Origin of the sequence: Methanobrevibacter sp. (assembly GCA_022775905.1) — an archaeon.
Classification (GTDB): Archaea; Methanobacteriota; Methanobacteria; order Methanobacteriales; family Methanobacteriaceae; genus Methanocatella.
Genome location: JALFJX010000033.1, coordinates 1 through 17,425 on the forward strand (window position 1 = coordinate 1; position 17,425 = coordinate 17,425).

Annotated in this window: 23 protein-coding genes; 10 read left to right on the plus strand and 13 right to left on the minus strand. The window is 32.6% G+C overall.

Annotation, left to right across the window (positions count from 1 at the left end; all coding sequences use genetic code 11):
• From MR875_08970 to MR875_09010, 9 genes are all read left to right on the plus strand, one after another.
• On the plus strand, window positions 1–510 hold a 510-nt coding region (locus MR875_08970; GenBank protein ID MCI6994967.1), incomplete at its 5' end, for a dUTP diphosphatase.
• A 103-nt stretch (window positions 511–613) separates the two neighbouring features.
• Window positions 614–2,545 (plus strand): PHP domain-containing protein, encoded by a 1,932-nt coding sequence (locus MR875_08975; protein MCI6994968.1) that lies wholly within the window; start codon window positions 614–616, stop codon window positions 2,543–2,545.
• A 662-nt stretch (window positions 2,546–3,207) separates the two neighbouring features.
• Complete coding sequence (locus tag MR875_08980; protein ID MCI6994969.1) at window positions 3,208–3,444, plus strand: hypothetical protein; 237 nt, start codon at window positions 3,208–3,210, stop codon at window positions 3,442–3,444.
• Between the two features lie 302 nt (window positions 3,445–3,746).
• Window positions 3,747–5,828, plus strand: a complete 2,082-nt coding sequence (locus MR875_08985) for a hypothetical protein (GenBank protein MCI6994970.1) — start codon at window positions 3,747–3,749, stop codon at window positions 5,826–5,828.
• Between the two features lie 69 nt (window positions 5,829–5,897).
• Window positions 5,898–6,278, plus strand: a complete 381-nt coding sequence (locus MR875_08990) for a hypothetical protein (protein MCI6994971.1) — start codon at window positions 5,898–5,900, stop codon at window positions 6,276–6,278.
• Window positions 6,279–6,371: 93 nt separating this feature from the next.
• A complete protein-coding gene (locus MR875_08995) occupies window positions 6,372–6,941 on the plus strand; it encodes a hypothetical protein (GenBank protein MCI6994972.1) in 570 nt (189 codons plus the stop codon).
• A 26-nt stretch (window positions 6,942–6,967) separates the two neighbouring features.
• Window positions 6,968–7,528, plus strand: coding sequence for a 3'-5' exonuclease (locus MR875_09000; GenBank protein ID MCI6994973.1), 561 nt, complete (start codon window positions 6,968–6,970; stop codon window positions 7,526–7,528).
• A gap of 47 nt (window positions 7,529–7,575) precedes the next feature.
• Window positions 7,576–7,752 (plus strand): hypothetical protein, encoded by a 177-nt coding sequence (locus tag MR875_09005; protein MCI6994974.1) that lies wholly within the window; start codon window positions 7,576–7,578, stop codon window positions 7,750–7,752.
• 157 nt (window positions 7,753–7,909) lie between these two features.
• The gene (locus MR875_09010; GenBank protein ID MCI6994975.1) at window positions 7,910–8,137 is read left to right on the plus strand and encodes a hypothetical protein; all 228 of its coding nucleotides are present in this window, start codon (window positions 7,910–7,912) and stop codon (window positions 8,135–8,137) included.
• A gap of 327 nt (window positions 8,138–8,464) precedes the next feature.
• Here MR875_09010 and MR875_09015 read toward each other — a convergent pair whose 3' ends face one another.
• From MR875_09015 to MR875_09055, 9 genes are all read right to left on the minus strand, one after another.
• On the minus strand, window positions 8,465–9,019 hold the full coding sequence (locus MR875_09015) for a hypothetical protein (GenBank protein ID MCI6994976.1): 555 nt from the start codon (window positions 9,017–9,019) through the stop codon (window positions 8,465–8,467).
• Window positions 9,000–9,752, minus strand: coding sequence for a tail fiber domain-containing protein (locus tag MR875_09020; protein MCI6994977.1), 753 nt, complete (start codon window positions 9,750–9,752; stop codon window positions 9,000–9,002). The genes MR875_09015 and MR875_09020 overlap by 20 nt, the downstream gene beginning before the upstream one ends.
• Window positions 9,753–9,761: 9 nt before the next feature.
• Window positions 9,762–10,232, minus strand: a complete 471-nt coding sequence (locus MR875_09025) for a hypothetical protein (protein MCI6994978.1) — start codon at window positions 10,230–10,232, stop codon at window positions 9,762–9,764.
• Window positions 10,233–10,739: 507 nt separating this feature from the next.
• The gene (locus tag MR875_09030; protein ID MCI6994979.1) at window positions 10,740–12,353 is read right to left on the minus strand and encodes a hypothetical protein; all 1,614 of its coding nucleotides are present in this window, start codon (window positions 12,351–12,353) and stop codon (window positions 10,740–10,742) included.
• A 171-nt stretch (window positions 12,354–12,524) separates the two neighbouring features.
• Window positions 12,525–12,908 (minus strand): hypothetical protein, encoded by a 384-nt coding sequence (locus tag MR875_09035; GenBank protein MCI6994980.1) that lies wholly within the window; start codon window positions 12,906–12,908, stop codon window positions 12,525–12,527.
• A 153-nt stretch (window positions 12,909–13,061) separates the two neighbouring features.
• Window positions 13,062–13,388: a hypothetical protein gene (locus tag MR875_09040; protein MCI6994981.1), complete on the minus strand. Its 327-nt coding sequence runs from the start codon at window positions 13,386–13,388 to the stop codon at window positions 13,062–13,064.
• A gap of 753 nt (window positions 13,389–14,141) precedes the next feature.
• Window positions 14,142–14,315: a hypothetical protein gene (locus MR875_09045; GenBank protein ID MCI6994982.1), complete on the minus strand. Its 174-nt coding sequence runs from the start codon at window positions 14,313–14,315 to the stop codon at window positions 14,142–14,144.
• Window positions 14,316–14,696: a hypothetical protein gene (locus MR875_09050; protein ID MCI6994983.1), complete on the minus strand. Its 381-nt coding sequence runs from the start codon at window positions 14,694–14,696 to the stop codon at window positions 14,316–14,318.
• Window positions 14,696–15,013 (minus strand): hypothetical protein, encoded by a 318-nt coding sequence (locus MR875_09055; protein MCI6994984.1) that lies wholly within the window; start codon window positions 15,011–15,013, stop codon window positions 14,696–14,698. Before MR875_09055 ends, MR875_09050 begins: the two co-directional genes overlap by 1 nt.
• Window positions 15,014–15,068: 55 nt before the next feature.
• On the opposite strand from MR875_09055, the gene MR875_09060 reads away from it, so the two are divergent.
• Entirely contained in the window at window positions 15,069–15,347 is a 279-nt protein-coding gene (locus tag MR875_09060; protein ID MCI6994985.1) for a hypothetical protein, read from the plus strand.
• Between the two features lie 65 nt (window positions 15,348–15,412).
• Here the strand turns inward: MR875_09060 and MR875_09065 are convergent, their stop codons facing one another.
• From MR875_09065 to MR875_09080, 4 genes are all read right to left on the minus strand, one after another.
• The gene (locus MR875_09065; protein ID MCI6994986.1) at window positions 15,413–15,748 is read right to left on the minus strand and encodes a hypothetical protein; all 336 of its coding nucleotides are present in this window, start codon (window positions 15,746–15,748) and stop codon (window positions 15,413–15,415) included.
• A gap of 228 nt (window positions 15,749–15,976) precedes the next feature.
• Window positions 15,977–16,822: a hypothetical protein gene (locus MR875_09070; GenBank protein ID MCI6994987.1), complete on the minus strand. Its 846-nt coding sequence runs from the start codon at window positions 16,820–16,822 to the stop codon at window positions 15,977–15,979.
• Window positions 16,823–17,041: 219 nt separating this feature from the next.
• Window positions 17,042–17,221, minus strand: a complete 180-nt coding sequence (locus MR875_09075) for a hypothetical protein (GenBank protein MCI6994988.1) — start codon at window positions 17,219–17,221, stop codon at window positions 17,042–17,044.
• Window positions 17,222–17,230: 9 nt separating this feature from the next.
• The coding region (locus MR875_09080) for a hypothetical protein (GenBank protein MCI6994989.1) at window positions 17,231–17,425 on the minus strand (195 nt) is incomplete at its 5' end.

Below are 17,425 nucleotides of genomic sequence, written 5' to 3' on the forward strand. Positions count from 1 at the left end.
GAAGTAAATAGCGAAATTGGTAAAAAACTCGAACATCAACCTTCTTGGAGAGAATATATCCTTGCTTATAACTGCGAGCTTTATGAGGCTCTTAATGCAATCGGTACTTGGAAATGGTGGAAACATAGTCATGTTATTGAAAAAGATCGTGTCCTCGATGAAGTTGCAGATTGCTTTGCTTTCATTTTAAGTGCTTTCTTAAGTATTGAGCCAGAAACGCGCCTGAACCTCATGATTAACTTTGCAAGCCGCTATGTTGACTTCAGACATCAATTCCTTGACGATTATAAAGATAATTTAGATCAACTTGTTCGAGATCTTATCGTTTTTGTGGGTACTGCAAGTGAACTTCAAGGAGATGAACATCTTACATCTCTTGATAGTTTTGCACTCTTGCTTATCATCACTGAAATTGCCCTAAGAGATGAAAATATTGATTGGGACGACTTTATTTATTACTATAAGAGAAAAAGTAAAGTTAATATCAAGCGTCAAAAGGAAAATTATTAGTTAGAAGGGCCGCTTGGCCCTTCTTTTTCTCATATAAATTTGACTTTTTACTAAAACTATTATATAATATTTATATAAAAACAAAAAGGTGGTAAGAATATATATGAATATAGGAACTTATAGTAGTCTCCATAATCACACAGAATATTCGAATTTAAAACTTATCGATAGTATTAACAGAAGCGAAAGTTTGATAAAATACGCATATGAACTTGGATTAAAAGGCGTGGCAATAACTGACCACGATAGTTTGTCTGCGCATCTTAAAGCAATCGAGTTTTACGAAAATTTTATTGAACAGAAGTATAAAGAAATATGCGCGGCGCAAGGAATCGAACCAAACGATAATTTGTCAATTGAGGAAAAAATTAAAGTTGTTGATTTTAAACTTGTTCTTGGAAACGAAATCTATTTAACTCGTGATGGTCTTGATGAAGCAACGGCGGCGCCGGGTGAACCATTCTATCACTTTATCCTCCTGGCAAAAGATAAAGAAGGTCATAAACAATTAAGACAATTAAGTAGTAGAGCTTGGGAAAGAGCGTGGTTTAGAGCGATTTTAAGAACTCCAACCTACTTAAGTGATTTGGTAGATATTGTTAAGGGCGGCCATCTTGTGGCAACAACTGCATGTATTGGTGGTTTCACCGGCAAAATGTTTATGAATATGCGGGACGATGATCCTTCACAAGAGTCATATTATCTTGAACGCATAACGAATTTCTTGAATTGGACAAGAGAGTTATTTGGTATGAATAACTTTTTTATTGAGTTGCAACCATCATTTAATGAAGATCAAATTGAATATAACAAGTTCATGATCGAACATTTTTGGGGCAACTTCAATTTTACTTTTGCGACAGATAGCCATTATTTAAAGAAAGAAGATCGTGGTGTTCATAAAGCATTTTTAAATAGTAAGGCAAGTAAAGATCGCGAAGTGGATGAATTTTATAGCGCGGCATATATGATGAGCGCAGAAGAAGTTTATTCATATATGAAAGATTATATTGACATTGATAAGTTTAATATTATGGCGGCAAACACTAATAAAATTAAAGATATGTGTCAATATTATACATTAAAACAAGATCAAGTCGTTACCAAGGTTGAATATGAACCAGTAGACGATGAAACTTCAATTTTTGATGATGTTGATTTTGAAACGCATCCATACTTACATTATTATTTAACGACTTCTGATGAGGCCGATCATTATTTTATACAACTTCTCGCAAAAGGTTTTTGTGAAAAATATGAACCTGAATGGGATTTTGATAAATATATTGATAGATTGGAAGAAGAGTTGTGGACAATTCACGAAATTAGTAAAACAATTGGTAAATCATTGTCAGACTATTTTATTAGTATGCACAAAATGATTGATATTATTTGGAATGAAGCGGATAGTTTTGTCGGACCATCACGTGGTTCTGCTGGCGCGGCGTTATCAAACTATTTGTTGGGTATAACCCAAATGGACCCGCTCAAACAAGAATTGGTTTTGCCAGTTTGGAGATTCCTGCATCCTTCTAGACCAGACTTGCCCGATATTGATATTGATACCGAAAGTTCAAAGCGCGTACGTGTTTTTAAACGTGTACAAGATTATTTTAAAAAACTTGGTGGAAACCTTGTTAATATATGTACTTTTGGTACAGAAGGAACTAAAAGTGCGCTGAAAACGGCGGCTAGAGGTCTTAATATCGATGATGATGTTATAACATACTTAACAAGTATGATTCCCAATGAGCGCGGCTTTGACTGGACACTTGATCAATGTTATTATGGTGATGACGAACATACTGCTATTAAGGCATTTAAAGAAGAAATAGATAATTATCCACAACTTTGGGAATTAGCAAGAACAATTGAAGGATTGGTAACAAGATTGGGCGTACATGCGTCAGGTGTTGTCGCGGTCAACTGCCCGTTTACAGAGTATAATAGTTATATGAAGACCAGTAAAGGTCAGATTGTATCAGCATTTGATCTACACGATAGTGAAAAAATGGGGTTGAAAGTTATAAAATAATTGACCCAAAATCTACTTAACTAAAGACCATTAGTGTACACATATTTTTATAAACTTGACTTTTCATCAAGAATGATTTATAATTATATTATAAAAAGATGTGTGCATCGGACGAGACTGACCATGAAAGATGAAGCCAGGTCCGAGCCAGAACGTAGTGAGGTAGAATATGTATATTTATTTAATTACTAATTTAGTTAACAACAAAAAATATGTTGGACAAACAAACAATTTCCAACGAAGAATGAATGAACATCGTAGCGGTCAGGGCACAGTTATTGATCAAGCTATAAAAGCATATGGTGTTAAAAATTTTTCATCAGAGATTATTTGAGAATCCGATAATCAGAATGAAATAAATCAAAAAGAACAAGAATTTATTATTTATTATAATAGTTTAGTTCCAAATGGTTATAATATTCAAAAAGGCGGTTTAAATAACAGTATGGGAGAACAAAATCCCAATGCTATTTTAACTGAAGATGAGGCTCAATGAATATTAGATAATCGAGACAAACAACAAGAACTATTATATAATATTTGTCCTTTTAAAGAAAAAATTTCATATACACAGTTTAAAAATATCTATAATGGTCTTGAATGGGGACATTTAAAGACTGAAGTTAAAAAAGCTAATAATTTAAGTCATCCTGGTGAAAAAAGTGCTAATTCACGATATACCGATCAAGAGGTTTATCAAATTAGAGAAGATTATAAAAATGGTATCTATTACAAAGATGCTTGAGAAAGAAGTGGTAAAAAGATTACTATTGAAAGTTTTTATAATCTCTATAATGGAAAAGGATACACAAATACTCATATGGATGTTTACACAGAAGAAAATCGAAAGAAACATAAACCAGATCACAGCGGCTCAAATAATGGACGAGCCAAGGTGACAGAGGAAGATGTGAAAAAAATTAGAGAGTTAGCTTTAACAATTAGTAAACCTGAAATATACAAACTCTACCCACAATTATCAAGTACGTCAATAAGAAACATTATTGATAGAAAAACTTGAAAAAACGTTTAGTGTGTATCGACTATCCCCGACCGCAGGCAGGGAGTACATCCGTTATTGGTACACGGATCGCTTTTAGGAAACGAAGGCGAAGTAATTGGAAAGAGTAGACGCTTATTAAAGCGAATATATAGTCAGCTCTTATAGAAATATAAGTTTTAGCGAATTAAATATGACTTCTTGACGGTCTCAGCACTCGATAGAATTCGTCAAACATTTAATTATCTTCTCGAAGATAAAATTATAACTTGGCAAGGTGATTTGCGCTCAACTTATAATAAATATTTGTCTCCTGATAAACTTGATTACACAAGTCCAGAGATGTGGGATATGGTCGCGCAAGGAAAAATAACTTCACTTTTCCAATTTGATACAATCACTGGTTCACAAGCTATCAAGAAAATTCAACCGACTTCTTTAACTCAACTTGCAATCGCAAACTCGGTTATGAGACTTATGGGAGATGGTGAATTGCCGCTTGATGTTTATACAAGATATAAAAATAATATTAATCTCTGGTATGATGAACTTCATCGTTATAATCTAACTTCTGCCGAAATTGCAATTCTTGAAAAGCATTTGCTTAAATTGTCCGGCGTTGCTGATTCACAGGAATCAGTTATGATGTTGGTAATGGATCCGCAAATTAGTGGATTTGATATGAAAGAGGCAAATAAACTTCGTAAAACAATTGCAAAGAAACAATTTAGAGAAATTGAAGCGGTTAAACAATTGTTCTTTGATAAGGGAACGGCGCTTGGAACTTCTCAAAACTTGTTGAGTTATATTTGGTTTGTGCAAATAAGTAGACAGCTTGGTTATTCATTCTCGTCGATCCATACAACAGGTTATAGTATTATGGCGGTTCAAGAGATGAACCTTGCATACAAGTATCCTATTATTTATTGGAATACGGCTTGTTTATCCGTTGATGCGTCCGCAACAACTGAAGAAGATTTTTATAATCTTTTGGATGAGGGTATTCTTGACGTTGCTGATGAAGATGATGTCCGCGATTCTAATAAGATGGACTATGGTAAGGTTGCGTCCGCAATAGATAAGTTCCGTGATCAAATAGATATTGAGCTTCCAGACATTAATGAAAGTAGACTTGGTTTTACTCCTGATGTTAAGAATAATAGTATATTGTATGGTTTAAAGGGTATTACAAGAATAACTGCTCCAGTTATCCAAGAAATTATGTTAAATCGTCCATTTAAATCTCTTGATGACTTCTGCAAAAAGGTAACTAAACGAATCGTCACAAAAGACAAAATTGTTAACTTAATCAAAAGCGGCGCATTTAATAAACTCGAAGGAAAAACTACGACAGAAGTGTTAAAACAATTTATATCAACAACTGCTGATCAAAAACAACGCTTAACAATGCAAAATGCAAATATGTTGATTGATTGTGATCTTATACCAGATGAGTTTAAACAACAAAAAGAACTTTATAAATTAACAAAAGAACTTCGTAAAAATCGTGATCCAAACAAATGGTATTATATCCCAAGTCATGTTCAAGTTTCAGAAGAACAAAAACCCATATGGTTAAGTATGATATTGCAACATGGTGAACTTCGTGATATGGTTATTGCAGGAGAAGAAGTGAAGGTTATAGATTCAAATCGTTGGGATGCTATTTATTACGAACCTGAAATGAATAAAATCCGCAATTACATTAAACAAAATCAACAAGAATTGCTTGAAAAACTTAATCATAAATTGTTTATGGATGAATGGAATAAGTATGCAGAAGGTGATGAATTATCTTGGGAACTTGATAGTATTAACTTCTACAAGAGCGGCCATCCACTTGATAAAGCCATTTATGAACTTCCTGTTGAAGTAACGCCGCTTAAGGAAATTGAAGAAAATGCTCAAGATGGATCTTTCTTCATTAAAGGCAAAACAATTCCAAAGATGAGAATATATGCAATCGCGGGAACAGTTATTGATAAAGATAAACCAAAAGGACTTGTAACATTACAAACGCCGGATGGTATTGCGGAAATTAAAATCTATAAAGATTTGTTTGCAATATATAATCATACAATAAGTGAAGTTGATGATGATGGTGGAAAAACTGTCTTAGAAGATAGTTTCTTTGAAAAAGGCACACATTTGCTTGTACATGGCATTTTGCGCGGCGCAACTTTCTTACCAAAGGTTTATAAGTCTACTGGTTATAAATCAATATTAAAAATACAATTAACACCTGACGGTCATTTTGATAGATTGATCGAAAAGGCGGAGTAAAAAATGCAAATAACAATTTGAGATTTAGATTACTATTATGGCAATTCTAAAACTGTTAATGTTGACTGCATGAAAGTATCATCCTATCATCATCAAAAAGGTGATGTAGTAACTTTTGTGCAGCATGAAGTTGACACGAAGCGTCCATATGATATAATCTATTTAGCAAAACAATCTACTGACTTAAGAAATCCTCCTGCTGATTACTTCGACAGGAGGACAAGATTGTTGGGTAAAGGGTTTAAATATCTTGGATGTTGGAAAATGCCGCCGGTTGTTTTAGCGTGCAGACCGGATTATTTATTGTATCCTGATAATATACTTCCAAAGATTCATTTTGCTCAATTTTTTACTGAAAAAGGTGCGCGGCTAAATGTCATTCAAGACTATCATAATGCCGCGGATACAAAAGAATTGTATCAAACACTAATTGTTGATCGTGCTTTCTGAAAAGCCTCAGAAAAAAACATAATAGCGGTCTTAAAAAGCCTCAAAGATGCCTGAAAAGTTTCATTTTTAGAGCCAATTTCACTAAAAAAGTTAATGTCTAATAAAGAAATCAGGGAAAATTTTTTGCAGCTAAAATTGCTTAAAGATAGCGTAATTACCTTTGAGAATGATATTGGTAGTACACTGGAAGATGCGGCCGCGATAGTAGATTTTTTGAAAGAATTGAAAAGTGCACGACCAACAGTAAAAATTCGCCCCATCCAGTTTCAAATTATCCAGAAGGAACATAAAGGAGAGGCGGGAAAATGGAACGCATATCAAGATTTTGACCGCGATTTAAAGATTATAGATATGGGAAAACAAGTTGGTGTTCCTTTTGAGTTAACTGAATTTTGCCGCACTGATACACCTTATTTTGTTGCATTTGAAACAATACAGTGGTGGTCGGCAAAAAGGCCGCAAATCAGTTTATTAGAGTGCGTTGCCGCAAAAACAATGAAGCGGTTTAATTGCAGCTTAGAGGAAGTTTATAGTGATAGTAGTAAATGGGATGATCCCGCGCTTTTTGAAATATTAAGCATACTTCACTATCATCAAAATCTATTCCCTTATGCAATGCATCGTTGGAAAAATAAATTATTAAGTATAGCAAAAATAGATTGAGATAATATTAAGGAGAGTAACTTTTAATGGTTAAAATATTTTTTGATTTTGAAACGACTGGATGTTATTGGAACTTCGATGCTCCAGTTCAAATTGCGGCGATTTGTGAAAAAGATGGCGAAATAATTGATTCTTTTAATGAATTATGCCGCACTACTGTGGCTATTAGCCCGCAAGCCACAAAAGTTCATGGCATCACACGAGAAATGATAAAAGATAAAAGAGGAGAGGCAGTTGTACTTCGAGACTTTGTGAGATGGATAAGAAATCACAATTGCGATATGCTCATTGGTTATAATAGTAAAGCATTTGATTTGCCAATGCTTGAAATTCGTTGTGCTAAATTTGGTATTCCTGGAGTAAGCGATATTAAACATATGGATGGATATTATAATTGCGTAAAATTAGCGAAAGATCGCAATTATTATAACCTGAAGACTATTTTGGGCCGCAAATGGAATCTTGGTGCAGTTGCAGAAGTACTTGGATTTAATAAGGACGGCGCGCATGATGCCCTCACAGATGTAAAAATGTTACGTAATATCTGGAATAAGGTCGAACATGATTATCCAGATTTGATTTCTTAACAAATTTGTGATATAATAATATTAAGAAAAAATAGGAGAATTATATTATGGTAACGTCTGAAAGCATTGAAGAGTTTGCACTCTTTTGTTCAACTAAAACCAAATCAGAGCTTCTGGAAATGAAACAGGAGTTAGAAGAAAGAATGGCGAAGATGGAACTTGATGAAACCATTATCCCAAAACTTGCCGTAGTCGATGCCATTTTAGAAGTATCTAATGGCTAAGATCTCGCATGAAAACCTTATTAAAGAAATAAACGCTAAAGGTTTTGTTTTAATTAATGACGCAGATTATAAAAATATGCAGTCACCAATAACCATACAGTGCCTAAAAGGACATACAATCGATACCAACCTTGAGACATTTAGGAAGGCGAGTTTTGTGTGTCCTATTTGTGATGGAGCGACAGATTTTCATAAGCCGCTAAATGTTCCCGCAAAGGAAGGATTTAGAATTGTTGCATTTGACCAGGCAACCGAAAAAATGGGCATAAGCATTTATGATGGCGGCCAACTTGTATATTGCGATTTAATTACTTTTTCGGGCGATGTTACTACTCGCTTGTGTAAGATCAGGAGCTTCATTGAGGATACTGTTATTGCTCGATGAGAACCCGATTTTATGGTATTTGAAGATATCCAGTATCAACAGAATATTATGACCTTTAAAATTTTAGCAATGTTGCTCGGTATTTGTGAGACTTGCGCGAGAAAGGCCGGCATTGATTATGAAGTTGTGCTACCAAAGGTTTGACGCTCTGGAATTGGATATAGCGGCAAAAACCGCGCAGAAGAAAAAAGACTTGCAATCGAAACAGTACAAAAAATGTTTAGAATAAATGTAAGTGAAGATGTCGCAGAAGCGATTTTAATTGGAAAATATGCTACTCGACAACATAAAAGTACAAAAGCTTTTTAAAAAGGAAAAGACAGGTTGTTACGCCTGTCTTTTTTCAAATTCAATCATATTAAAATCACAATAAGATTTATATTCTGGTTGCCGCACTAATTCGCTGTGCGGCATTTTTTTTAATTCTTCAAAACGAAAATGAGATACTTGTTCATTAAATGCATAATACTCATTAGGATTGTCTAGATCTTGTCTACTATAACAGTACAGGAGGTTCAAAGAATTATAGCATTTTTTACAATGAAAACAATTTGTTAGATTTTCACTTTGTTTGATTTCATCGCACGCGGTTAAATTATACGCATCGTAGAGTTTTTTGCCGCATTGTTTATTATTTGCCAAGCTCATGAATTGATCAAACTGTTGCGGCGTTACAATCAAGGGATTAAAGAAAAAGTTTCGATAAACAATATAGAATGCATTAGTTTTTTCAAACGCGGTAAAATTGCCTTGAAGAAGGACATCGGCTAGCCTTTCGGTTTCAATGCCCTTCTCAAGTTCCTTCTGATTAAATAGCGGGATAAATTGTTCTACCACGTCGCAAAATAATAAACGCAATTTTTTAGTCGTTAGCTTCGCCATTTACCTCTCCTTCAAGTCGTGCTTGAAGAGCCTCAATTTGTTTTTGTTGCTCTTGTACAGCTTTCCATAGGATATATATCATTTTTGATTCTTTAATTTCATAATAGCCACCACTGCTTTCTTTCACAAGATTGAAGTCATTGATGTTTTTATTAAGAACATCTTGAGCCATAATACCAATGACTGGAACAGTTGGATGTTTCTTGTAATTGAAGGTGTAAACTGGAGTAGAGACAATAAGTGGTAATACGGAGTTTTCAATCGCATTAATATTGGTTTTTAGACGACGATCGGAAGATGCATTAAAGAATGGTGCGGTGACAGAGACATCAGAAATAAGTGCACATTTAAAGGTTGCTATATCAAGGTCAAGAGCATCTGATTTGATTTTAGAAAAAATAAGTAAATTATCACCATTAAAATTCTTAATTGTGGAAACCTTGATACCCTCTTTAAAATTTGGAGTAATATTAAAATTAGTCTCGCCTCCAAAATTAACAATAGTTAAAAAGGAAGTTGTTTTATTACCGGGGTTACCACTTACTCCAAATGTATTATTGCCTTCAAAAGTATTATCGCCCTTCTCTGAAACAAAATAATCTATATCAGTGGCATTACTTGAGCTTGAAAAATAAGGTCGATTATCTTTTTCTCCGCCTTGATTAAAGAAAATATATTGAGCTGTTGTACCGTCGCTCATATATCCTTTTATATATTTATAAAATGCTGCCATTATTCACCTCTATTTAATAAGACTTACTAATTTTCTAATTAGCTTATCTTGATATTTAATTGTATTTACAGTTAGTTTTATATCTCCATCTGAACGCAAAGAATATGAAATCTCTGAAACAAATAGAGGTTGATTGATTAAGTCTTTTAACTCATCCATCTCATCGTAAAAATCTTGACCTGCAAGACGAATTTGATCAGTAACTTGAATTTTTTGATTATTATAACCTTTTAAACTATATATATCAATAACAGAAATATTATATTGCTTTTCAGGAGCTGCTTTATCTTTGAAGTAATTGCTCGCTGCGATATAAAGTTCTTCCGCATTAACTGCTGTAGAATTGCTATAACTATTTTCAAGAATCGCATTGCCGTAAGTATTATAAATGCGGTTCCAAACTGCATCATGCTTCTGTTGAGCTTTTTCATATTCTACAACCGTGTCTAATCTTACTTCATGCAGAAGCTTATAAAGCATAATCGGATAAATGCCGCCAAAAACATATTTAGTAGGAGTCCACTCATTAGTCTCTGTAAAACGACTATCATATTCATTCCCGGCCCCTACTGGTGTTGTAAATCATGTCTTGGCTTCTGGATCGTTGAGCCAAAAGCTTACCAAATCATTCCATTTTTTACCGCCTTCTGTAACAATATAGTAATTTTTATATAATTTTTGGTTTTTATTAATTACAATATGTTTTTGTTGATTTTTGTCTTTAAAAATTTTAGAATCATCAGAAAAAAGATCTTTAAAAATAGGTTTAATTGGTTTAACTAAAAGCGCATCGGTCGTTGTTTGCGTTTCATCGTATTTAAAACTATAAACTGGGAATTGATCTTTTTCTATTTCTTTCGAAGTCTCTGGGTCTATTGAAGGCTCTGAATAAATCTTAACAAGTGGAATGTAGGTGTTGTCAAGTACTGCGGTTTTAGTATCAAATAAATATCTATTATTTGCTCCATCTTTACCAAAAGGATTATTTCAATATTCGGGAAGGAAGTAATCACAGAAGCGACTTGAATGATAAGCTTGATCCCAATAATTTGTAAGTTCTGCTTGCATAGATGCAAAAGCTAAATTATCATTTTCGGTGGGATTTCCATCTTTATCAAACTTAACAAAAACATACCACTCACCATTTGTCTTATTCATTGCTTTTGCAGCTTCAATATTGCATTTAGTATTCCAAAATTTCCTAAAGAGATATATATTCTTCAAGAAGTTTTGCTGTGCATTGAAGTAGCTTGTCATTGTAGAACCGATCGTTATGTCTGCAGAAATCATTGGAACCGTAGAACCTGGATTTGCCTGATAATAAATTTCTTTTAACGCGGCTTCGGTTAATGATGATGCCTTATCTATACCAATAAAATTACTTATAGCTTCGCCATTTTGATAATGAGAAATAATACCATCTTCAAAATTAGCAAAATAGTTATCAACCATAGCGTCTAAATTTGCAAGATATATGGTTTTTTGCCGCAATGATTCATAGTATTGCTTACGATAGAATAACAAGTAGCCATTTGCAATACGAAGATTTTCCTTTATAAGTTTAAGAAGGTCTTGATATTGTTTTTCAGTTAAAATACCTTTACGAAGGAAATATTCAAAGTTAATTAATTTATTTTCAAGCCAAGGAATTCTATCTGCTGCCTTTGCAAATTCAAAGTCTTCTCGTGTATTGTGACGATAGAAAGTAATTTGTAAGAAAGGAACAGAAGTAAAATCAGTTGATATAAATAATGATTCATTTATTGGACGGACACGCAAATAAACTTTGTCATTTCTATTTTCCATAGTTTTAACTCCGTCAATAACACGATTTTCACTTAATTCGTAATCATCTATTTCATTTCCGTTTTTATCTGTTTTTTTATGTACAAGATGATATTTAAAATCAGAATTTGAAAAATAATAATTAACCTTATTAACTTCAAAATAAGAAGAAGATGCAATTTCGAAATTACTGTAAAAATTAGGAATTGTTTCATAAGAAAAAGTTCCATTAGAATTGGTTTTACCAAGTGGAATATCAATATATTTGATTACTTCCTTTCCATCTACCATTTCTTTTTTCGATATTATTCTGGATATATCATAAAATGATAATGTTCTTTCAGTAATTAATTTCTCAAACATTCCGTCGGCATAGGACAAATAATCAACGTCATTCTTTTTTTCAATATCTCCTACTTTAATTCCTTCTGTTGAATCATCCGTTGACGGTATATTTTCTAATGATATATCACCCCATTCATCGCGGCTAAAAAGATCATAGAAGAAGTCTGTTATCGTTGGAATAAGAGTTACTTCTGAGTCGTCAAAAGTTGGGCCTGTAACATTTAATAAGGTTGTTAATGATGCCGCGTCTTGAGATATATCAAGAGATTTAACATCTACTTGAGGAGAATAATATAAACCGCTAAATTCGGGATTCTTTTGAGGAATGAAGTAGTAAATTTGATATTGATCGTTTACTTTAATCACAAGTCCATTATCATTTGCAAGAGTAATATTTGCATTTAAAGCATTAGAACCTGAAATTGAAAATACAAGTGCGGGATTGTAGTCAGGATCAAGAGGTTCACGCAAAATTTTGTCAACTACAGCTGGAATTTCTATATCTTTATTGTTTTCATCTTTTATTCTATCTGCAAGTCTTAGCCAATGTTTGCATTTTCCAGTATTTTTATCTATCCAAATATACTCATCAGTAGGAATATACTCATATTTAATTTTGCACTCATTACGAATTTTTGTTGCTCATTCGTCAAGTGTTTGACTTCCAATAAAATCTTCAGAAGTCTCATCATTAGAAATTGTATAGCCACTATTTTGACGAGTATTTTTATAAGAAAATGAATCTACGCATTCATAGGTTATTTCAACATTGCTGCGTTTAATAGCATATTTAGGGGATGTGACAGTAAAAATGTAGACTTGATTATCTTTATCTGTAAGCTTAATTTGGCTACCACCCGAAATTATCGCCGCGAATGGATTTACATCATATCTCCCATCATGTTCAATATATTTTAACATTTTAAATGTTAATTTATTTTGACTGTTTTCACCAAGGGTTAAATTTTCATCATAAGAATATGAAAAATTACGATTAGTTTTTACAGTTTTGTTGTAGTTTGACATATATTTGTCAAGATCATAAATGTCTTCTCATTTAGATAAAACATTTAAACTTGTATCAAGGTCATAGTTGAAAGAGGTGAAGACATCTTCTAAATAACTATCACCATTTGATATTAAAAGGGCTAATTGAAATTTTGCCATAATTCTTCTCCTCTAACGAACTAATTGATAAAATGATTTCGCAGAAATAGGTTTTTCATGCAAAATGACAAGATTATTTTTTAATATACCATTTATAACCTCAGAACGGAAATACCAAGTTTGATCATCATAAATTTCTTCATAGGTGCTGCTTATCATTTCATTATTTTCATTTTTATTATCAAGTTTTTTCATTGTATATAAATGAAATGGTGCTTCCATACCGTAATTTTCACCGCAGTAGTTGGATATATTCTCATTGACATTTCGAATTACATGATCGCGATAACCGTTTGAAATAAGTCGGAAATAAGTATAAGGTGAATCAAGACGTTGCATAAAATTAAAATCAAAAGTACTACCGACCTCTTTAAAAAATGCTGTTTTATAAGTTGCAATCCAACGTTTACTAACAGGATCAATAGTAAAATAATAACCAGAAGTTGTTGGATCTTTAGTGATGATAAAATTACTTCCATCATGATAAATTAAATCACCAACAGAAAAACGCTTATCTTGCTTTTCACCCTCTTTGCTATAACAAACTGCATTTTGTTCATTAATGCGAATGCCAAAATGATTCGGAAGATTATAAAGATAATAATAAAGTTTATTGTCGCTTTTTCGTTCAACAATTGTCTCATTATTATATGTTATAGTTTCTCCTGAAAAGGTTAATGTTACACCATATTGATTATATGATTCTCCAGTTGATACAGTAATTTTACTTATATTGGTTCAATTTTGATTATATTCTTGCCACTGTTTATTAAAAGCATTTATTTTTGCTTTTAAAATTTTAATTGCGTCAGATGTTTCAGTAGTTACTTCATTACTTATACTTCACCTCTAACGAATCATAAGATAATTTACACAAGAAGGAATATTTGAAACAGTATATTTTTTACTTTCTGCTGATTGAGTTACTTCTCCCAAACTTACTATTATATCTGCTAAAATTTCCTCATTACTTCCATTAAAACATTTTATAATAGGAACAAGAGAATGTTTTATTTCTTTAGTAATTTCTTCTCCATTATCACTAATTTCCTTAATTTTTTCTATTCAAACTTTTTCTTCAAATGAAGTGCTTCAAAAATTACCTTCAAGATTTTCTTGTTTTATTTTTTGCCCATAACCATTAGAAATATTTGCATCAGGAATAGTTCTATACAACAACAACTCTGCCTTATTTCCGTCCGTCATTTCAACTGGCTGTGGATCAGTCCCATCACTAGGTCTTGTTGGCTCATCTTTAGAATACACTCAAATAAGTTTTTTACTCGTACCTTCTTCTTTCCATCTCGGAAAATAAATACCGTGACTTGGAGCATCCAGTTTTTGCATTTGGCCATTACTCAGTTTTAATAAAAGATCTCCTTGATAAAACTCCTCGCCATTAAATTTAACACTTGGAACACCAATACCAATAGCTGTATTTGGATTAAGTTGTGCAAATTTTGAACCAATCTGAACCATATCTTCAGGAGTGTTAACATATTCAGTAATTTTGTATAAATCAAGATATGAAATTTCACGTTGATTATTAATTAAAAGATTATATAATGCATTATATTGATCGTTTAACTCTACAAAAGAGGTCGCATTTTCATTGCTTGATATAATAATATCATAAGGATTATTCATTAATCGGTACCTCCTTGTGCCATAGGAATAAGACATTTATCTTGACGATAAACTGTTATTTTACTATTATTGTTACTATCAACTAAGGGTAGTTCTGCTCCATTCTTAGTATTTTTAATAGTAATCAAAAAACTGTATTCTATAATAGTTTCTATATCATCTATCTCTGTTGTTCTTGTAATTATACTAGTTGTAATACCATTTTCTGTCTTAGAATTTGGTTGACTGTCGCTTAATCTTTCGTTTTTCTTTTTTATATTTTTTACTCCCGCGCCGTCTTCTAAAATAGATGGAATAAATTTTTTAACTACAAGCATACTCTCTAATACACGCTGTCCAGCATTAGAAGTTAATAATGAAAGAGGCTCCCCTGTGTCTGTCTTATATAAAAGACCTTCTGCAGAAGAATATTCAAAGGCTGTTCCTTGGGTTAAACGAATATTTACTATTTCTTCATCTTTTTTTGTCGTAATTGTATCTGTAGTTGTAACAGGATCACCAATAAGAGTAGGTTCGGACTCTGTAATAACAGGTTCTTCCGTAGGAGATCCTTCAACTGGTACTTTCGTAGTAGTTGTAATAGTCTTTTCTGTCGTTGTTGTTGTTGTATTTATCGTTTTTACCTCTTTTAAAGAGGTTTTAATTATATAAGTATCTGGTTGAGCATCTCTAACAATTATATTAAAAAAAGATCTGAAGTTACACGGTTTAAGTTCTCATTCGCCATCAATATTACTAACAACTGGCTCTTCATGATAAACATAATTATCTTGTGTTTCAAAAACAACCTTTAATTCAATGATATATCTATCTTGTCCAAGATAATTAACTGTACTATCTCCGATAGAACCTATCTTAGCCTTATAAAACCAACTATTCTTATAGTCTGTAGCGGGTTTTATACCAATATAAAGTCTTCCAAGTATTTGAGGATTTAACCAAACTAAAAATTCTTCATATTGAGCCATCGTAACGTCATATAAACAAAGATTCATTGTAATACTTTTATTTTCAACAGTAGTACCAAGAAGAGTCTTGTTAACTCCAAACATTGTTGAAGAATATTCGTTCTTAATTGAACCATAATTCGACCAAGTTAAACCCCTTTTATCAGAAGTAATAAAGCAGTTATAGTCTTCTCAAGAATTTTTACCCCTTCAGACGAAGGTGGTAAATTTATCGCCGCGAATTTGCGCATCAATCCAATTTTTACGTTCACCTGTTCGCAAAAACTCTGCGGTTGTAGTTGATTTTAATGTACTCATTTTTTACCACCTCGTCTAAATGGCTGATTGACCATTCTGTTGTCTTGCCGCAGAAAAGAGAGTTACCAAGGTATTATATGCTTCCGGGTTATCTTTTTCATTTAAAACAAAGCTGCCAATCGAGATAATGCCATTTTCCATTTTAATATAATCATCAAGTTTAGATAAATCTGCTCCTCCTGATACCACAGTTGTAGTTAAATCATTAATTGAATTATATTTAGAACCAGTTAGTTTTCCACTCTCTGTAATCGCCATTAACATATTATTAAAAATATTTTTACCAAAAGATTCACTTTTAATTGTATTAAGTAAATCTTTTTCGTTATTAAGTTGTTCTTGTAATCTTTTTTCAATATTTGATACTTGATCGTCAAGACTATTTAATAATGCATCTTGTGCACGCTGACGAAGAGTTTCACGACGTTCTTTTTCATTCTCTTTAAGAGTTGACTCAAGAGATGCAATTTTTGCCATAGATGTGGCATCTGTCCCAGCGCCAATTTTTCCAAGATTTTCTATTAACAACTGTTGTTGTTCCTCGTAATCTTGATCCTCATATTCTTGATTAATTGCATCAAAATATTTTTGATAAGCATTTTTACGATCATTTAAAGCATTTTTAAGATCATCGGTTTGTTCTTGCAAATACTCTTTATATTTGTTTACTGCGGCTTGTTCGCGTTCTAATTGCATTTCAAGACTTGGAGAATATAATGAGTTTGCTTTTTCAAGCGCGGCTTTTTGTTGGCGCAATACCTCTTTTTCAGCTTCATTATTTGCAGCTTCAATTGCTTGTTCAATACGTTTAATAAGATTTAATCTTGTTTTTTCAAAGTAACTATTTGAATTTTTAATCAAATCTGTTATATTACCACCGCTAATAAATGCTTCATAAAAACCTTCTTGATTAAATATATCTTGATGTTCTGCGATATAGTCAGTTCACTCTGAACCCTTAAGTTCACCGCTTAAGTATTTTTGTTGAGCTTCGTAAATACCTTCAATTTGATTTTTATAAGATTGAACTTCTTGACCAATTGTTTGAAAACCACCTGTAATGCCGTCTATAACATTTGTTCAAGCAGAATTAAATTTTGCCGCGTCATAACCATTCAGAGTTTTTGCAAATTCTTCAATAGATTCTCTTGATTCTCCCGCGGCCATTTTTGCAATAATTTTAAGAACATCTTCAGTTTCAAAGCCAGCTTTTTTAAACTTTTCTATAGATTCTGAAAGCTGATTAACACCAATACCCATACCTTCTGCTCAAGTAACAACTTGACTATCTCGTCCAAAAGTATCTATAATATCTTTTAAACCACCAAATTCTTCATTTAAAGCATTTACTTCTTCAGAGGTATCACCAAATTTCTCTACAAGTTTTTGATATGCATCAATTTGATTTTGGAGGCCATAATCATCAGTTGTAAGAATATCAGAAGCTAAAACAGCCTTACCATT

Excerpts from the sequence above, each read along its gene's own strand:
- MR875_08975 (MCI6994968.1), top strand. The coding sequence starts at position 614 with ATGAATATAGGAACTTATAGTAGTCTCCATAATCACACAGAATATTCG.
- MR875_08990 (MCI6994971.1), top strand. The coding sequence starts at position 5,898 with ATGAAAGTATCATCCTATCATCATCAAAAAGGTGATGTAGTAACTTTT.
- MR875_08995 (MCI6994972.1), top strand. The coding sequence starts at position 6,372 with ATGTCTAATAAAGAAATCAGGGAAAATTTTTTGCAGCTAAAATTGCTT.
- MR875_09000 (MCI6994973.1), top strand. The coding sequence starts at position 6,968 with ATGGTTAAAATATTTTTTGATTTTGAAACGACTGGATGTTATTGGAAC.
- MR875_09005 (MCI6994974.1), top strand. The coding sequence starts at position 7,576 with ATGGTAACGTCTGAAAGCATTGAAGAGTTTGCACTCTTTTGTTCAACT.
- MR875_09015 (MCI6994976.1), bottom strand. The coding sequence starts at position 9,019 with ATGGCGAAGCTAACGACTAAAAAATTGCGTTTATTATTTTGCGACGTG.
- MR875_09020 (MCI6994977.1), bottom strand. The coding sequence starts at position 9,752 with ATGGCAGCATTTTATAAATATATAAAAGGATATATGAGCGACGGTACA.
- MR875_09025 (MCI6994978.1), bottom strand. The coding sequence starts at position 10,232 with ATGCTTTATAAGCTTCTGCATGAAGTAAGATTAGACACGGTTGTAGAA.
- MR875_09035 (MCI6994980.1), bottom strand. The coding sequence starts at position 12,908 with ATGTCAAACTACAACAAAACTGTAAAAACTAATCGTAATTTTTCATAT.
- MR875_09040 (MCI6994981.1), bottom strand. The coding sequence starts at position 13,388 with ATGCAACGTCTTGATTCACCTTATACTTATTTCCGACTTATTTCAAAC.
- MR875_09050 (MCI6994983.1), bottom strand. The coding sequence starts at position 14,696 with ATGAATAATCCTTATGATATTATTATATCAAGCAATGAAAATGCGACC.
- MR875_09055 (MCI6994984.1), bottom strand. The coding sequence starts at position 15,013 with ATGCTTGTAGTTAAAAAATTTATTCCATCTATTTTAGAAGACGGCGCG.
- MR875_09065 (MCI6994986.1), bottom strand. The coding sequence starts at position 15,748 with ATGTTTGGAGTTAACAAGACTCTTCTTGGTACTACTGTTGAAAATAAA.
- MR875_09075 (MCI6994988.1), bottom strand. The coding sequence starts at position 17,221 with ATGGGTATTGGTGTTAATCAGCTTTCAGAATCTATAGAAAAGTTTAAA.